Source organism: Enterobacter asburiae, from assembly GCF_024599655.1.
Classification (GTDB): domain Bacteria; phylum Pseudomonadota; class Gammaproteobacteria; order Enterobacterales; family Enterobacteriaceae; genus Enterobacter; species Enterobacter asburiae_D.
Genome location: NZ_CP102247.1, coordinates 4,148,055 through 4,163,315, shown reverse-complemented (window position 1 = coordinate 4,163,315; position 15,261 = coordinate 4,148,055). Strand labels below are relative to the sequence as shown.

Below are 15,261 nucleotides of genomic sequence, written 5' to 3'. Positions count from 1 at the left end.
GACAATGCCAAAACGTACAGACATAAAAAGCATCCTGATCCTTGGCGCTGGCCCGATCGTCATCGGCCAGGCCTGCGAATTCGACTACTCCGGCGCGCAGGCGTGTAAAGCCCTGCGTGAAGAGGGTTACCGCGTTATCCTGGTGAACTCTAACCCGGCAACCATCATGACCGACCCGGAAATGGCCGATGCAACCTACATCGAGCCGATTCACTGGGAAGTGGTGCGTAAAATCATCGAGAAAGAGCGTCCGGACGCGGTGCTGCCAACCATGGGCGGCCAGACGGCGCTGAACTGTGCGCTGGAGCTGGAGCGTCAGGGCGTGCTGGCCGAGTTCGGCGTGACCATGATTGGTGCGACCGCCGACGCGATTGATAAAGCAGAAGACCGTCGCCGCTTCGACGTGGCGATGAAGAAAATCGGCCTCGACACCGCGCGTTCCGGTATCGCACACAACATGGAAGAAGCGCTGGCCGTCGCGGCTGACGTGGGCTATCCGTGCATCATCCGCCCATCGTTCACCATGGGCGGCACCGGCGGCGGCATCGCCTACAACCGCGAAGAGTTCGAAGAGATTTGCGAACGCGGTCTGGATCTCTCTCCAACCAAAGAGCTGCTGATTGATGAATCGCTGATTGGCTGGAAAGAGTACGAGATGGAAGTGGTGCGTGATAAAAACGACAACTGCATCATCGTCTGCTCTATCGAAAACTTCGATGCGATGGGTATCCACACCGGTGACTCCATCACCGTTGCGCCAGCCCAGACCCTGACCGACAAAGAGTATCAAATCATGCGTAACGCCTCGATGGCGGTACTGCGTGAGATCGGCGTGGAAACCGGCGGTTCTAACGTGCAGTTCTCCGTTAACCCGAAAACCGGCCGTCTGATTGTTATCGAAATGAACCCGCGCGTGTCCCGTTCCTCCGCGCTGGCCTCTAAAGCGACCGGCTTCCCGATTGCGAAAGTGGCGGCGAAGCTGGCGGTGGGTTATACCCTCGACGAGCTGATGAACGACATCACCGGTGGCCGCACGCCTGCGTCCTTCGAGCCGTCCATCGACTACGTTGTCACCAAAATTCCTCGCTTCAACTTCGAGAAATTCGCAGGCGCGAACGACCGTCTCACCACCCAGATGAAATCTGTCGGTGAAGTGATGGCGATTGGTCGCACGCAGCAGGAATCCCTGCAGAAAGCGCTGCGCGGCCTCGAAGTGGGCGCGACCGGCTTCGACCCGAAAGTGAGCCTGGACGACCCGGAAGCGCTGACGAAAATCCGCCGCGAGCTGAAAGACGCGGGCGCAGAGCGTATCTGGTACATCGCCGATGCCTTCCGTGCGGGCCTGTCCGTCGACGGTGTGTTCAACCTGACCAACATCGACCGCTGGTTCTTGGTGCAGATTGAAGAGCTGGTGCGTCTGGAAGAGCAGGTCGCTGAGCTGGGCATCACCGGCCTGGACGCTGATTTCCTGCGCGTGCTGAAGCGTAAAGGCTTCGCCGATGCGCGTCTGGCTAAGCTGGCGGGCGTGCGTGAAGCGGAAATCCGCAAGCTGCGCGACCAGTACGACCTGCACCCGGTCTATAAGCGCGTGGACACCTGTGCGGCTGAATTCTCGACCGACACCGCCTACATGTACTCCACCTATGAAGACGAGTGCGAAGCGAACCCGTCCGTCGACCGCGACAAGATTATGGTGCTGGGCGGCGGTCCAAACCGTATCGGCCAGGGCATCGAGTTCGACTACTGCTGCGTACACGCCTCACTGGCGCTGCGTGAAGACGGTTACGAGACCATTATGGTCAACTGTAACCCGGAAACCGTATCGACCGACTACGACACCTCTGACCGCCTCTACTTCGAGCCGGTGACGCTGGAAGACGTGCTGGAAATCGTGCGCATCGAGAAGCCAAAAGGCGTTATCGTGCAGTACGGCGGCCAGACCCCGCTGAAGCTGGCGCGCGCGCTGGAAGCAGCAGGCGTGCCGGTTATCGGCACCAGCCCGGACGCGATTGACCGTGCGGAAGACCGCGAGCGTTTCCAGCAGGCGGTTGACCGTCTGAAGCTGAAACAGCCGGCGAACGCCACCGTCACCGCCATCGAAATGGCCGTTGAGAAGGCGAAAGAGATTGGCTACCCGCTGGTGGTGCGTCCTTCCTACGTGCTGGGCGGCCGCGCGATGGAAATCGTTTATGACGAGGCCGACCTGCGTCGCTACTTCCAGACTGCGGTGAGCGTTTCCAACGATGCGCCAGTGCTGCTCGACCGCTTCCTCGACGACGCGGTTGAAGTGGACGTTGACGCCATCTGCGACGGCGAAATGGTGCTGATTGGCGGCATCATGGAGCACATCGAGCAGGCGGGCGTGCACTCCGGCGACTCCGCCTGTTCTCTGCCAGCGTACACGCTGAGCCAGGAGATTCAGGACGTGATGCGCCAGCAGGTGCAGAAGCTGGCCTTCGAGCTGCAGGTTCGCGGTCTGATGAACGTCCAGTTCGCGGTGAAAGACAACGAAGTCTACCTGATTGAAGTCAACCCGCGTGCGGCACGTACCGTACCGTTCGTCTCCAAAGCCACCGGCGTTCCGCTGGCGAAAGTGGCGGCGCGCGTGATGGCGGGCCAGACGCTGGCGCAGCAGGGCGTGACCAAAGAGATCATTCCACCGTACTACTCGGTGAAAGAAGTGGTGCTGCCGTTCAACAAATTCCCGGGCGTTGACCCGCTGTTAGGGCCAGAAATGCGCTCTACCGGGGAAGTGATGGGCGTGGGCCGCACCTTCGCAGAAGCGTTCGCGAAGGCGCAGCTGGGCAGTAGCTCCACCATGAGAAAATCAGGCCGTGCGCTGCTCTCCGTTCGTGAAGGCGACAAAGAGCGCGTGGTTGACCTGGCCGCCAAGCTGCTGAAACAGGGCTTCGAGCTGGATGCAACCCACGGTACGGCGATTGTGCTGGGCGAAGCCGGCATCAACCCGCGTCTGGTGAACAAGGTGCATGAAGGTCGTCCGCACATTCAGGACCGTATCAAGAATGGCGAATACACCTACATCATCAACACCACCGCAGGCCGCCAGGCGATTGAAGACTCCAAGCTGATTCGCCGCAGCGCGCTGCAGTACAAAGTGCACTACGACACCACCCTGAACGGCGGTTTCGCAACGGCCATGGCGCTGAACGCGGATGCCACCGAGAAGGTGATTTCAGTGCAGGAAATGCACGCGCAGATTAGCAAGTAAGTCAAAATGCCCGGTGCCGTTCGGTTGCCGGGCATTCTCCCCATCTTCAGAACCTTCTGGTTTTTCATCCGCTTTCAGTCAGTTAGCCTAAAATGGTTAGGTCGATAACGAAATTCAACTGAGAGCAGGGGAAAACACCATGCAAAATAAATTACTGATCGCTTCCGTTCTGGCTGCCACGACAATGTTCACCGTTGCGGGCTGTTCGTCTAATCAGGCCGTAAAAACCACCGATGGCAAAACCATTGTCACCGACGGCAAACCGCAGGTGGATGACGATACCGGACTAGTGTCGTACAAAAACGCCGAAACCGGTCAAACCGAGCAGATCAACCGTGACCAGGTGAAATCCATGGGCGAGCTGGATAACTAATTCAGAATTCTGACGTAAGCCCGTCAATAATATTCACTATTAGCCTGTTGAATTACTGACTACACTCTTTTGTTAAAAGAAAGCAGTAACAACAGGCTAATCAATGATTCTGATAATTTATGCACATCCTTATCCGCAGCACTCGCATGCGAATAAGCGGATGCTTGAGCAGGTAAGGACGCTTGATAACGTAGAGATACGTTCCCTCTATCAACTCTATCCCGATTTTAATATCGATATCACCGCCGAGCAGGAGGCGCTTTCCCGTGCCGATCTGATTATCTGGCAGCATCCCATGCAGTGGTACAGCACGCCCCCGCTCCTGAAGCTGTGGATTGATAAAGTCTTCTCCCATGGCTGGGCGTACGGCCACAACGGCAATGCGTTAAAAGGAAAAAGCCTGATGTGGGCGGTCACTACCGGCGGAGGGGAAAGCCACTTTGATATCGGTTCCTTCCCGGGTTTTGACGTCCTGGCGCAGCCGCTGCAGGCGACTGCGCTCTATTGCGGTCTGAACTGGCTCCCGCCGTTTGCGATGCACTGCACGTTCGTTTGCGACGATGAAACGCTGCAGGTGCAGGCTCGCCATTATAAACAACGCTTACTTGAGTGGCAGGAGGCGCACCATGGATAGCCATACGCTGATACAGGCGCTGATTTACCTCGGCGCGGCGGCGCTGATTGTGCCCGTGGCGGTACGCCTGGGGCTGGGCTCTGTTCTCGGCTACCTGATTGCGGGCTGCGTCATTGGGCCGTGGGGCTTTCGTTTAGTCACCGATGCCGAAGCGATACTGCATTTCGCTGAAATTGGCGTGGTCCTGATGCTGTTCGTGATTGGCCTGGAGCTCGACCCGCAGCGGCTGTGGAAGCTTCGCGCCTCGGTATTTGGCGGTGGGGCGCTGCAGATGGTGGCCTGCGGCCTGCTGTTGGGCGGGTTCTGTATCCTGTTGGGCATGGACTGGAAAGTGGCTGAGCTCATCGGCATGACGCTGGCGCTCTCCTCAACGGCCATTGCCATGCAGGCGATGAACGAGCGAAATCTGACGGTATCCCAGATGGGACGCAGCGCGTTCTCGGTGCTGCTGTTCCAGGACATTGCCGCTATCCCGCTGGTGGCGATGATCCCGCTGCTGGCGGCCAGCGGTTCCTCTACCACGCTGGGCGCTTTCGCGCTGTCGGCGCTGAAGGTGGCGGGCGCGCTGGCGCTGGTGGTGCTGCTTGGCCGCTACGTGACCCGCCCGCTGCTGCGGTTTGTTGCCCGTTCTGGCCTGCGCGAAGTGTTCAGCGCCGTGGCGCTGTTCCTGGTGTTTGGCTTCGGTCTGCTGCTGGAAGAGGCCGGGCTGTCGATGGCGATGGGGGCGTTCCTCGCAGGCGTTCTGCTGGCGAGCTCTGAATACCGTCACGCGCTGGAAAGCGATATCGAGCCGTTCAAAGGGTTGCTGCTGGGACTGTTTTTCATCGGCGTCGGGATGTCCGTCGACTTCGGCACGCTGGTGACGCACCCGCTGCGGATCGTCATCCTGCTCGTCGGCTTCCTGGTCATTAAAATGGTGATGCTGTGGCTGATTGCGCGTCCATTGAACGTGCCGGGCAGGCAGCGCCGCTGGTTTGCCGTGCTGCTGGGGCAGGGGAGTGAATTTGCGTTCGTGGTCTTTGGCGCCGCGCAGATGGCAAACGTGCTCGATCCCGAGTGGGCGAAAGCGCTGACGCTGGCGGTCGCACTGTCGATGGCGGCGACGCCTGTGCTGCTGGTGGTGCTGACGCGCCTGGAAAAATCAGACAGCGGGCAGGAGCGCGAGGCCGACGAGATCGACGAGGAGCAGCCGCGCGTCATCATCGCCGGGTTTGGCCGCTACGGGCAGATCGTCGGTCGTTTACTGCTCTCTAGCGGAGTGAAGATGGTTATCCTCGATCACGATCCCGACCATGTCGATACCCTGCGTAAATTCGATATGAAGGTGTTTTACGGGGATGCGACTCGCGTCGATCTGCTGGAATCCGCCGGGGCGGCAAAAGCCGAGGTATTGATTAACGCCATTGACGATCCGGAAACCAGCATGCAGATGGTGGAGCTGGTAAAAGAACATTTCCCGGCGCTGACCATTATTTCCCGCGCGCGCGATGTGGATCACTACATCCGGCTGCGGCAGGCGGGCGTAGACGCGCCGGAGCGTGAAACGTTCGAAGGTGCGCTGAAGTCTGGCCGTGTGGCGCTTGAAAACCTGGGGCTCGGCGCGTATGAAGCGCGCGAACGCGCGGACCTGTTCCGCCGCTTTAATACCGAGATGGTTGAAGAGATGGCAGCGATGGCCGGCAGTACGGCCACCGAGCGCGCGGCGGTGTTTAAACGCACCAGCGCGATGCTGACGGAAATCATTAACGAGGACCGTAACCACCTGTCGCTTACCCAGCGCCATGGCTGGCAGGGCACGGAAGAGGGCAAGCATACCGGCGATCCGGCTGACGAGCCCGAGAGTAAACCTTCCGCGTGAAGTGGAGTTGCCAGCAATATTAAAAAATTTCTTTATCTTTACCCTGCCGCCAGTCGACGAAAGATTAAGCTTTCCGTATAGTGGCGGCAATTTTTTGCATCCGGGAAATTTTCAATGATCAGTCTGATTGCAGCGCTGGCGGTGGACCGCGTTATCGGTATGGAAAATGCCATGCCGTGGAACCTGCCTGCCGATCTCGCATGGTTTAAACGTACTACGTTAAACAAGCCGGTAGTGATGGGCCGCCTGACCTGGGAGTCGATTGGTCGTCCATTGCCGGGCCGTAAGAATATCGTTATCAGCAGCCAGCCGGGCACTGACGATCGCGTCGAATGGGTAAAATCAGTAGACGAGGCGATTGCTGCATGCGGCAATGCCGAAGAGATCATGGTGATTGGCGGTGGGCGCGTGTACGAACAGTTCCTGCCAAAAGCGCAGAAGCTGTATCTGACCCACATTGATGCAGAAGTGGAAGGGGATACCCATTTCCCGGACTACGATCCGGACGAGTGGGAATCGGTATTCAGCGAATTCCACGACGCGGATGCACAGAACTCCCACAGCTACTGCTTCGAGATTCTGGAACGTCGTTAAGTGATGTCCCCCTCACCCTAACCCTCTCCCCAAAGGGGAGAGGGGACTGTTCGGTGCGGTCTTTTGGGGAGGGGGCAATAGTCAGGAGGCAACGGCCTCACTTTCACCTAAGTCCAGCTGTCGGTTGGACGGCTGCACAAAGTAAGCTTTATCTTCCCAGCGTAAGCAGGTTAACTCTCCGCCCCAGCAGCATCCGGTATCCAGGCCGTAAATCCCTTCCGGTGTTCCTTTTCCTTCCAGCGCAGCCCAGTGACCAAAGACCACGCTGTACTCGCTGGTCACCGGTCCCGGAATGGCAAACCACGGTTTCAGCGGAGCGGGCGCGCTTTCCGGCGTCTCTTTGGAATACATGTCCAGCTGTCCGTTCGGGAAGCAGAAGCGCATGCGGGTGAACGCGTTGGTGATAAAGCGCAGGCGTGCCAGACCGCTGAGTTCTTCGCTCCAGTGGTTCGGCATATCGCCGTACATGGCATCGAGGAAGAAAGGATAGGAGTCGCTCGCCAGCACCGCCTCAACGTCACGCGCGCAGGTTTTCGCCGTCTCAAGATCCCATTGTGGCGTGATCCCGGCATGCGCCATGACCAGCTTTTTCTCTTCGTCGATCTGCAGCAGGGGCTGACGGCGCAGCCAGTTAATCAGATCGTCCGCGTCCGGCGCTTCCAGCAGCGGGGTGAGGCGATCTTTAGGTTTGTTGCGGCTGATCCCGGCGAAAACCGCCAGCAGATGCAGATCGTGATTGCCCAGCACCATGCGCACGCTGTCGCCCAGCGATTTGACGAAACGTAATACTTCAAGGGAGCCGGGGCCACGCGCGACTAAATCGCCCGTCAGCCAGAGCGTGTCCTGTCCTGGCGTAAAGTCGACCTGTTTTAATAATGCGATCAGTTCATCGTAGCAACCGTGAACGTCGCCAATCAGATATGTAGACATTAGGTTAATGAATGAGTGTGGTTACGGCGAGACGGAACACAGGAATGGCAACGCGGAATCCATTGCCATCGACGTCGACCATTTCATAATGGCCTTGCATGGTACCCATCGGCGTTTCAATCACCGCGCCGCTGGTGTACTGGTACTCTTCGCCAGGGGCGATGTGGGGCTGTTCACCGACCACACCTTCGCCCTGAACTTCGATTTCGCGGCCATTGCCGTTAGTGATAAGCCAGTAGCGCCCGCGCAGCTGCACGGGCATCCGCCCCAGATTGCGAATGGTCACGGTATAAGCGAAAACAAAACGTTCTTCGTCCGGGGAGGACTGTGATTCAACATAGACGCTTTGTACATGGACACATACGCGGGGCGAATCAATCATGGCTTAACTCTCCTTCGGCGGCGCATTATCGCTGATGTAATTAGCCAGCTTGCAGTACTGCTCTACGGAAATGTTCTCCGCACGCATTGCCGGGTCGATCCCCAGCTCGGCTAACACCTCAACGGTAAACGAATTGCTCAGGCTGTTACGGATCGTTTTACGGCGCTGGTTAAAGGCTTCTGTGGTAATGCGGCTCAGTACGCGCAGATCTTTAACCGGATACGGTTTCGTTTTGTGCGGCACAAGGCGCACAACCGCTGAATCCACTTTCGGTGGTGGTGTGAACGCTGACGGCGGTACTTCGAGTACCGGGATCACGTTGCAGTAATATTGTGCCATCACGCTTAAACGACCATACGCTTTACTGTTCGGGCCTGCAACCAGACGGTTAACAACCTCTTTTTGCAACATGAAGTGCATGTCGGCAATGGCATCAGTATAGCTAAAGAGGTGGAACATGAGCGGCGTAGAGATGTTGTACGGCAGGTTGCCGAAGACGCGCAGCGGCTGGCCCATTTTTTCCGACAGCTCGCCAAAGTTCATGGTCATGGCGTCCTGCTGATAGATGGTCAGCTTCGGCCCGAGGAACGGGTGCGTTTGCAGGCGTGCGGCCAGATCGCGGTCCAGTTCGATGACGGTCAGCTCGTCGAGGCGTTCGCCTACCGGCTCGGTCAGCGCGGCAAGGCCCGGGCCGATTTCGACCATCGCCTGACCTTTTTGCGGATTAATAGCCGAGACAATGCTTTCGATCACGAACTGATCGTTAAGGAAGTTTTGCCCGAAACGTTTACGGGCTAAGTGGCCCTGATGGACTCGATTAGTCATTGAGTATTAACAATCATTTTGATGGCGAGATTAAGCGCCGTAATAAAACTGCCGACATCCGCTTTCCCCTGGCCTGCCAGATCCAGCGCAGTACCGTGGTCAACGGACGTTCGAATAAAGGGTAAACCGAGGGTGATATTCACTCCGCGGCCAAAGCCCTGGTATTTTAGCACGGGCAGGCCCTGATCGTGGTACATCGCGAGCACGGCGTCGGCATTATCCAGGTATTTCGGCTGGAAAAGGGTATCTGCAGGCAGCGGCCCGCTGAGATTCATCCCTTTCGCCCGCATTTCGTTGAGCACCGGAATAATGGTGTCGATCTCTTCGGTGCCCATGTGCCCGCCTTCTCCGGCGTGCGGATTCAGGCCGCAGACCAGCACGTGCGGCTGCGGGATCCCAAATTTAGTCTGCAGATCGTGGTGCAAAATCCCGATGATCTCGCGCAGGAGTTCAGGGGTGATCGCATCAGGAATGGCTTTGATCGGCAGATGGGTGGTCACCAGCGCAACGCGCATCTCCTCCGTCGCCAGCATCATCACCACTTTCGGGCTGTGCGAGCGCTCTTCGAAGAACTCCGTATGCCCGGTAAACGGTATACCCGCTTCGTTGATGACGCCTTTGTGGACGGGGCCAGTGATCAGGGCGGCAAATTCGCCCTTCAGGCAACCGTCGCAGGCGCGCGCCAGGGTTTCAACGACATAATGACCGTTTTCCGTACTGAGCTGGCCCGGGATGACCGGCGTACGAAGGGGAACTGAAAGAAGGGTGAGCGTACCGGCTTGCTGCGGTGCAGGCTGTTGGCCTTCAACGTAAGGGATGAGCGTTAAAGGCAGACCGAGCAGCGTTGCCCGGTCTTGTAACAGTGTTGCATCGGCGCAGACAACCAGTTCTACCGGCCAGCTGCGCTGGGCGAGCTGGACAACGAGGTCAGGCCCAATCCCGGCGGGTTCGCCGGGCGTGATAACAACACGATGCTGTTTCATTAGTTGCTCAGAATTTTCACGTAAGCACTGGCGCGTTGTTCCTGCATCCAGGTTGCTGCTTCTTCAGAGAACTTACGGTTAAACAGCATACGGTAGGCTCTGTCTTTCTGTGCCGCATCCGTTTTATCAACGTTACGGGTGTCCATCAGCTCGATCAGATGCCAGCCAAACGAAGAGTGGACCGGCGTGCTAATCTGGCCTTTGTTCAGCTTCATCAATGCGTCGCGGAAGGCAGGATCGTAAATATCCGCAGCCGCCCAGCCCAGATCGCCGCCCTGGTTAGCAGAGCCTGGATCCTGAGAGAACTCTTTTGCAGCCTTCGCAAACGAGGTTTTGCCGCTCTTAATGTCTGCTGCGATCTGTTCCAGCTTCGCCCGCGCCTGATCGTCAGTCATGATCGGTGACGGTTTCAGAAGAATGTGGCGAGCGTGAACTTCGGTGACGGAGATATTTTGGCTCTGGCCGCGCAGATCGTTCACCTTCAGAATGTGGAAGCCCACGCCTGAACGGATAGGACCGACGATATCCCCTTTCTTCGCCGTGCTCAGCGCCTGGGCAAAGATGGATGGCAATTCCTGAATACGTCCCCAGCCCATCTGGCCGCCTTTCAGCGCCTGTTGGTCAGCGGAGTAGGTGATTGCCAGCTTGCCAAAGTCGCCGCCGTTACGCGCCTGTTCAACAATAGAACGCGCCTGGCTTTCTGCTTCCGCAGCCTGATCGGACGTTGGGTTCTCCGGCAGTGGGATCAGAATGTGGCTCAGGTTCAGCTCTGTGCTCGCATCGTTCTGGTTACCCACCTGTTTTGCCAGCGCCTCCACTTCCTGAGGCAGGATCGTGACGCGGCGACGCACTTCGTTGTTACGCACTTCCGAAATCAGCATCTCTTTACGGATCTGGTTACGGTAGGTGGCGTAGCTGATGCCGTCATAGGCCAGACGGCTGCGCATCTGGTCTAAAGACATATTGTTCTGCTTCGCGATGTTAGCGATCGCCTGATCGAGCTGCTCGTCAGTGACCTTCACACCCATTTTCTGCCCCATCTGCAGAACGATCTGATCCATGATCAGACGCTCCAGGATCTGGTGGCGCAGCGTGGCGTCATCCGGAAGCTGTTGACCGGCTTCGCCCGAATTGAGCTTCACCGATTTCATCAGACCGTCAACGTCACTTTCAAGCACGACGCCGTTGTTAACCACAGCAGCGACTTTATCAACAACCTGGGGGGCCGCGAAGCTGGTATTCGCAACCATAGCGACACCGAGCAGCAGCGTTTTCCAGTTCTTCATACTTTTTCCATTTCAATTAACCGCAAAGCGGATTACGTTGCAAATCAAGCACATTACAAGGCGCTACTGTACGGCAGAATATTCGAGCGCAGCATTTTCTGCGTACCCAGACCGTAGTTGGAACTCAGGCCGCGTAACTCGAAGTTAAAGCCAATCACGTTATCGTATTTGCTCTGATTGTTTTCCCAGCCGTTAAGCTTACGTTCGTAACCGACACGCAGCGCGTAACAGCAGGAGTTATATTGCAGACCTACCATCTGGTCAGCAGCTTTATTGGCGTTAGTGTCGAAGTAGTACGCGCCTACGATTGACCAGCGGTCGGCGATTGGCCAACTCGCTGCCGCACCGACCTGAGAAATACCATCCGAATATTGTGGTAATTTCCAGTAGTTGATGCTGTTCTGGTCATTGCTTTTCGGTAGCGTTGCCTGAATGTATTCTGGGCTAGCATAACGATAACTAACCTGAATCATACGATCTTCATCACGACGATACTCTATGGCCGCACTACTGTTAGCAACATTGTCGAGACGAGTGTCATATTGCACACCGCCACGCAGGCCCCAACGGTCAGTCATACGCCAGTAGGTATCTCCCGCCCAAACTATCGATCCCGTTTTGTTGTCTTTCTCCCACTGAATGTTGTCATCGCCCGTGCGAGACTCGGTGAAATAGTAGATTTGACCAACAGAAACGTTAAAACGTTCAACGGCAGCATCATCATAAACACGTGTTGTGACGCCGGTCGTTAACTGGTTAGCGGACGCGATGCGGTCAAGACCGCCGTAAGTACGGTCACGGAACAGACCGCTGTAGTCAGATTGCAGTAAAGCAGAATCGTAGTTCTGAATTTTGCTCTGATCACGATACGGCACGTACAGATACTGCATACGCGGTTCAAGCGTCTGGGTATAACCATCTGCCAACAAGGCCATATCACGTTCGAAGATCAGCTTGCCGTCCATTTTGAACTGCGGGAGCGTTCGGTTGACCGACTCTTCCAGATGAGCATTGTTAGTTGCGTTGTAGTTATCAACATTTTTTTGCTGATAGTGAGTCGCCATCAGCTTGGCTTCGGTATTCAGGCTTGCCCAGTCGTTAGACCACGGCAGATTGATCGTCGGCTCAAGGTGAACACGCGTGGCTTCAGGCATGTCCGAATCCGTGTTAACGAAATGCACCGCCTGAGCGTAAACACGGGTATCGAATGGACCTACATCATTCTGATACCAGTTAACGTCCAGCTGTGGCTCTGCCCCATAGGTAGGCGTGGACTGGTCAGAAAATACCTGGAATTGCTTCGTCGAGACGGTTGCGTCAAAGTTCTCTACCGCATAGCCTACGCTGAATTTCTGCGTGGCATAGCCATCGGTACTCGAGCCGTATTTGGACGAGAAATCGTTAAAATAAGACGAATCGCTAACTTTGGTGTAGTCAACATTAAAGCGCCACACCTGATCCATCACCCCGGCATGCTGCCAGTAGAATAACCAGCGGTGCTTATCACCTTCGGTCGGATGCTCGTCCTGGAAGACTTTATCCGACGGCAGATAATCCAGTTCCATCAGACCCGCACCGGCGTGGGTCAGGTAGCGGAACTCGTTCTCCCACATGATGTTGCCGCGCTTGTGGATATAGTGCGGCGTGATCGTCGCATCCATGTTTGGCGCGATGTTCCAGTAATACGGCAGGTAGAACTCAAAGTAGTTCGTGGTGCTGTATTTGGCATTCGGGATCAGGAAACCGGAGCGACGTTTGTCACCCACGGGAAGCTGCAGATAAGGGCTGTAAAATATCGGTACCGGACCCAGCTTGAAGCGGGCGTTCCAGATCTCTGCGACCTGTTCTTCGCGGTCATGGATAACCTCGCTCCCGACTACGCTCCAGGTATTTGAACCCGGCAGACATGACGTGAACGTACCGTTTTCCAGGATCGTATAGCGGTTTTCACCGCGCTGTTTCATCAGGTCTGCGTCACCGCGCCCCTGGCGACCCACCATCTGGTAATCACCTTCCCAGACGTTAGTATCTTTCGTATTCAGGTTTGACCAGGCTTTCGGACCTTTCAGGATGACCTGGTTGTCGTCATAGTGCACATTACCCAGCGCATCCACCGTTCGTACCGGCTCGGCCGCACCTTCCGGCTGCTTCTGGTGCAGCTGCACTTCGTCTGCCTGCAGGCGGCTATTGCCCTGGTTAATATCTACATTGCCCGTAAACGTGGCATTGTCAGGGTAAGTCCCTTTCGAACTGTCGGCAGTAATGGTTACCGGCAAGCTATTTGTATCGCCACTCACCAGTGGGCGATTATAACTTGGGACGCCAAGCATACACTGCGAGGCGAGATCGGCCGCCAGCCCCTGTTGACTGTACAGGGCGGTGCCAATCATTGTGGCCAGGAGGGTGGGGATACGTTTTTTCATACGTTGTATTTTATTGTTCCGTCATCAGTGGCTACGGCTTACAAACGCTCAGAGACTATCTTACTCATCTGCGCAGTACCAGCGTTAATCCTGCCCGTTTGCGTGCCAGAGTGTTAGGCTCGCTATCGAATGACGAGTATGATAAAGCAAATTATAGGCGATGTCCTTCAATTGACCGTGACTTGAACACAGTGATGATGACGTTGCGTCGGCCAGGAATATGACTATCCGGGGAGTATATGCAGTATTGGGGTAAAATAATCGGCGTTGCGTTCGCCATCATCATGGGTGCCGGGTTCTGGGGGATTGTGCTTGGGCTTATTATCGGCCATATGTTTGATAAGGCGCGCAGCCGCAAAATGGCCTGGTTTGCCAATCAGCGCGAGCGTCAGTCACTCTTTTTCTCCACCACCTTTGAGGTGATGGGGCACTTAACCAAATCCAAAGGGCGTGTCACAGAAGCCGACATTCAGATTGCCAGCGTCTTTATGGATCGCATGAACCTGCACGGCGACTCCCGTCTGGAAGCGCAAAATGCGTTTCGCATCGGTAAATCGGATAATTATCCGCTTCGCGAAAAAATGCGTCAGTTCCGCAGCATCTGTTTTGGACGTTTTGATTTAATTCGGATGTTTCTGGAAATTCAAATCCAGGCGGCCTTCGCCGACGGTTCGCTTCACCCTAATGAACGTGATGTGCTGTACGTCATTGCGGAAGAGCTGGGCATCTCCCGCATGCAGTTCGACCAGTTCCTGCGCATGATGCAGGGCGGGGCGCAGTTTGGCGGCGGCTATCACCAGCAGTCGTCCGGCGGAGCCTGGCAGCAGGCGCAGCGTGGTCCGACGCTGGAAGATGCCTGCAACGTGCTGGGTGTAAAGCCCTCTGACGATCAGACCACGATTAAACGTGCCTATCGTAAGCTCATGAGCGAGCATCATCCCGACAAACTGGTCGCGAAAGGCCTGCCGCCAGAAATGATGGAGATGGCGAAGCAAAAAGCGCAGGAAATCCAGAAGGCGTACGAGCTCATAAAAGAGAAGAAAGGTTTCAAATAAAAAAAGCCCGACGATGTCGGGCTTTTTTTTAGAAGTCCACCGGGGCTTTAAACGTCATCGCGTTACCGAAGGCCGGATGGGTAATGGTGAGCGTCTGCGCGTGCAGCTGCAGACGTGGCGCTAAGGCCAGCGCTTCAGGCGGTGCGTAAAACCGGTCGCCCAGAATCGGATGACCCAGGGCGAGCATATGCACGCGCAGCTGGTGTGAACGTCCGGTAATCGGCTTAAGCAGGACGCGCGCGGTATTATCCGGCGCGTACTCCAGCACTTCATACTCGGTCTGCGCGGCCTTGCCGGTTTCGTAACACACCTTCTGCTTAGGCCGGTTCGGCCAGTCGCAGATCAGCGGTAAATCCACCAGGCCTTCCGCCTGCGCGGGGTGTCCCCAGACGCGGGCGACATACTGCTTTTTCGGCTCGCGCTCGCGGAACTGACGCTTTAACTCGCGTTCCGCCGCTTTATTCAGCGCCACCACAATCACGCCGCTGGTGGCCATATCCAGGCGATGGACTGACTCCGCCTGCGGATAATCGCGCTGAATGCGCGTCATCACGCTGTCTTTGTGCTCGTCCAGACGCCCCGGCACGGACAACAGGCCGCTGGGCTTGTTGACCACCATAATGTGTTCATCCTGATACAGAATGACCAGCCAGGGATCCTGCGGCGGATTGTAAGGCTCCATCACCATC

Annotated in this window: 13 protein-coding genes; 6 read left to right on the top strand and 7 right to left on the bottom strand. The window is 56.4% G+C overall.

Annotated features, from left to right (window positions below):
• The first annotated feature begins 4 nt into the window (after positions 1-4).
• From carB to folA, 5 genes are all read left to right on the top strand, one after another.
• Positions 5-3,229, top strand: coding sequence for a carbamoyl-phosphate synthase large subunit (carB, locus tag NQ230_RS19755; protein WP_024907428.1), 3,225 nt, complete (start codon positions 5-7; stop codon positions 3,227-3,229).
• 139 nt (positions 3,230-3,368) lie between these two features.
• Complete coding sequence (locus tag NQ230_RS19750) at positions 3,369-3,602, top strand: YgdI/YgdR family lipoprotein (protein WP_023310357.1); 234 nt, start codon at positions 3,369-3,371, stop codon at positions 3,600-3,602.
• Positions 3,603-3,705: 103 nt separating this feature from the next.
• The gene (gene kefF, locus NQ230_RS19745; protein ID WP_257258775.1) at positions 3,706-4,236 is read left to right on the top strand and encodes a glutathione-regulated potassium-efflux system oxidoreductase KefF; all 531 of its coding nucleotides are present in this window, start codon (positions 3,706-3,708) and stop codon (positions 4,234-4,236) included.
• Positions 4,229-6,094, top strand: a complete 1,866-nt coding sequence (gene kefC / locus NQ230_RS19740) for a glutathione-regulated potassium-efflux system protein KefC (RefSeq protein WP_193940871.1) — start codon at positions 4,229-4,231, stop codon at positions 6,092-6,094. The genes kefF and kefC overlap by 8 nt, the downstream gene beginning before the upstream one ends.
• Before the next feature lie 114 nt (positions 6,095-6,208).
• A complete protein-coding gene (folA, locus tag NQ230_RS19735) occupies positions 6,209-6,688 on the top strand; it encodes a type 3 dihydrofolate reductase (protein ID WP_008502023.1) in 480 nt (159 codons plus the stop codon).
• Positions 6,689-6,769: 81 nt separating this feature from the next.
• On the opposite strand, the gene apaH is transcribed toward folA, so the two are convergent.
• The 6 genes from apaH to lptD are packed head-to-tail and all read right to left on the bottom strand — an operon-like array spanning position 6,770 to position 13,517.
• Positions 6,770-7,618, bottom strand: coding sequence for a bis(5'-nucleosyl)-tetraphosphatase (symmetrical) ApaH (apaH, locus tag NQ230_RS19730; RefSeq protein ID WP_023334473.1), 849 nt, complete (start codon positions 7,616-7,618; stop codon positions 6,770-6,772).
• Positions 7,619-7,622: 4 nt separating this feature from the next.
• On the bottom strand, positions 7,623-8,000 hold the full coding sequence (gene apaG, locus NQ230_RS19725) for a Co2+/Mg2+ efflux facilitator ApaG/CorD (protein ID WP_148243653.1): 378 nt from the start codon (positions 7,998-8,000) through the stop codon (positions 7,623-7,625).
• Positions 8,001-8,003: 3 nt separating this feature from the next.
• A complete protein-coding gene (rsmA, locus tag NQ230_RS19720) occupies positions 8,004-8,825 on the bottom strand; it encodes a 16S rRNA (adenine(1518)-N(6)/adenine(1519)-N(6))-dimethyltransferase RsmA (protein ID WP_023310362.1) in 822 nt (273 codons plus the stop codon).
• Positions 8,822-9,808, bottom strand: a complete 987-nt coding sequence (gene pdxA, locus NQ230_RS19715) for a 4-hydroxythreonine-4-phosphate dehydrogenase PdxA (RefSeq protein WP_029740873.1) — start codon at positions 9,806-9,808, stop codon at positions 8,822-8,824. Before pdxA ends, rsmA begins: the two co-directional genes overlap by 4 nt.
• The gene (surA, locus tag NQ230_RS19710) at positions 9,808-11,094 is read right to left on the bottom strand and encodes a peptidylprolyl isomerase SurA (protein WP_257258768.1); all 1,287 of its coding nucleotides are present in this window, start codon (positions 11,092-11,094) and stop codon (positions 9,808-9,810) included. Before surA ends, pdxA begins: the two co-directional genes overlap by 1 nt.
• A gap of 53 nt (positions 11,095-11,147) precedes the next feature.
• Positions 11,148-13,517 carry an LPS assembly protein LptD gene (gene lptD / locus NQ230_RS19705; RefSeq protein ID WP_257258766.1) on the bottom strand — a complete coding sequence of 790 codons (2,370 nt, stop codon included), beginning with the start codon at positions 13,515-13,517 and terminating at the stop codon, positions 11,148-11,150.
• A 239-nt stretch (positions 13,518-13,756) separates the two neighbouring features.
• Here lptD and djlA point away from each other — a divergent pair, with 239 nt between their 5' ends.
• On the top strand, positions 13,757-14,572 hold the full coding sequence (gene djlA, locus NQ230_RS19700) for a co-chaperone DjlA (protein WP_008502016.1): 816 nt from the start codon (positions 13,757-13,759) through the stop codon (positions 14,570-14,572).
• 28 nt (positions 14,573-14,600) lie between these two features.
• On the opposite strand, the gene rluA is transcribed toward djlA, so the two are convergent.
• Positions 14,601-15,260: a bifunctional tRNA pseudouridine(32) synthase/23S rRNA pseudouridine(746) synthase RluA gene (gene rluA, locus NQ230_RS19695; protein ID WP_008502014.1), complete on the bottom strand. Its 660-nt coding sequence runs from the start codon at positions 15,258-15,260 to the stop codon at positions 14,601-14,603.
• Position 15,261: the final 1 nt, after the last annotated feature.

Coding starts and splice junctions, on each gene's coding strand:
- apaH (WP_023334473.1), bottom strand. CDS start 7,618: ATGTCTACATATCTGATTGGCGACGTTCACGGTTGCTACGATGAACTG.
- surA (WP_257258768.1), bottom strand. CDS start 11,094: ATGAAGAACTGGAAAACGCTGCTGCTCGGTGTCGCTATGGTTGCGAAT.
- carB (WP_024907428.1), top strand. CDS start 5: ATGCCAAAACGTACAGACATAAAAAGCATCCTGATCCTTGGCGCTGGC.
- kefC (WP_193940871.1), top strand. CDS start 4,229: ATGGATAGCCATACGCTGATACAGGCGCTGATTTACCTCGGCGCGGCG.
- folA (WP_008502023.1), top strand. CDS start 6,209: ATGATCAGTCTGATTGCAGCGCTGGCGGTGGACCGCGTTATCGGTATG.
- pdxA (WP_029740873.1), bottom strand. CDS start 9,808: ATGAAACAGCATCGTGTTGTTATCACGCCCGGCGAACCCGCCGGGATT.
- lptD (WP_257258766.1), bottom strand. CDS start 13,517: ATGAAAAAACGTATCCCCACCCTCCTGGCCACAATGATTGGCACCGCC.
- apaG (WP_148243653.1), bottom strand. CDS start 8,000: ATGATTGATTCGCCCCGCGTATGTGTCCATGTACAAAGCGTCTATGTT.
- NQ230_RS19750 (WP_023310357.1), top strand. CDS start 3,369: ATGCAAAATAAATTACTGATCGCTTCCGTTCTGGCTGCCACGACAATG.
- djlA (WP_008502016.1), top strand. CDS start 13,757: ATGCAGTATTGGGGTAAAATAATCGGCGTTGCGTTCGCCATCATCATG.
- rluA (WP_008502014.1), bottom strand. CDS start 15,260: ATGGTGATGGAGCCTTACAATCCGCCGCAGGATCCCTGGCTGGTCATT.
- rsmA (WP_023310362.1), bottom strand. CDS start 8,825: ATGACTAATCGAGTCCATCAGGGCCACTTAGCCCGTAAACGTTTCGGG.
- kefF (WP_257258775.1), top strand. CDS start 3,706: ATGATTCTGATAATTTATGCACATCCTTATCCGCAGCACTCGCATGCG.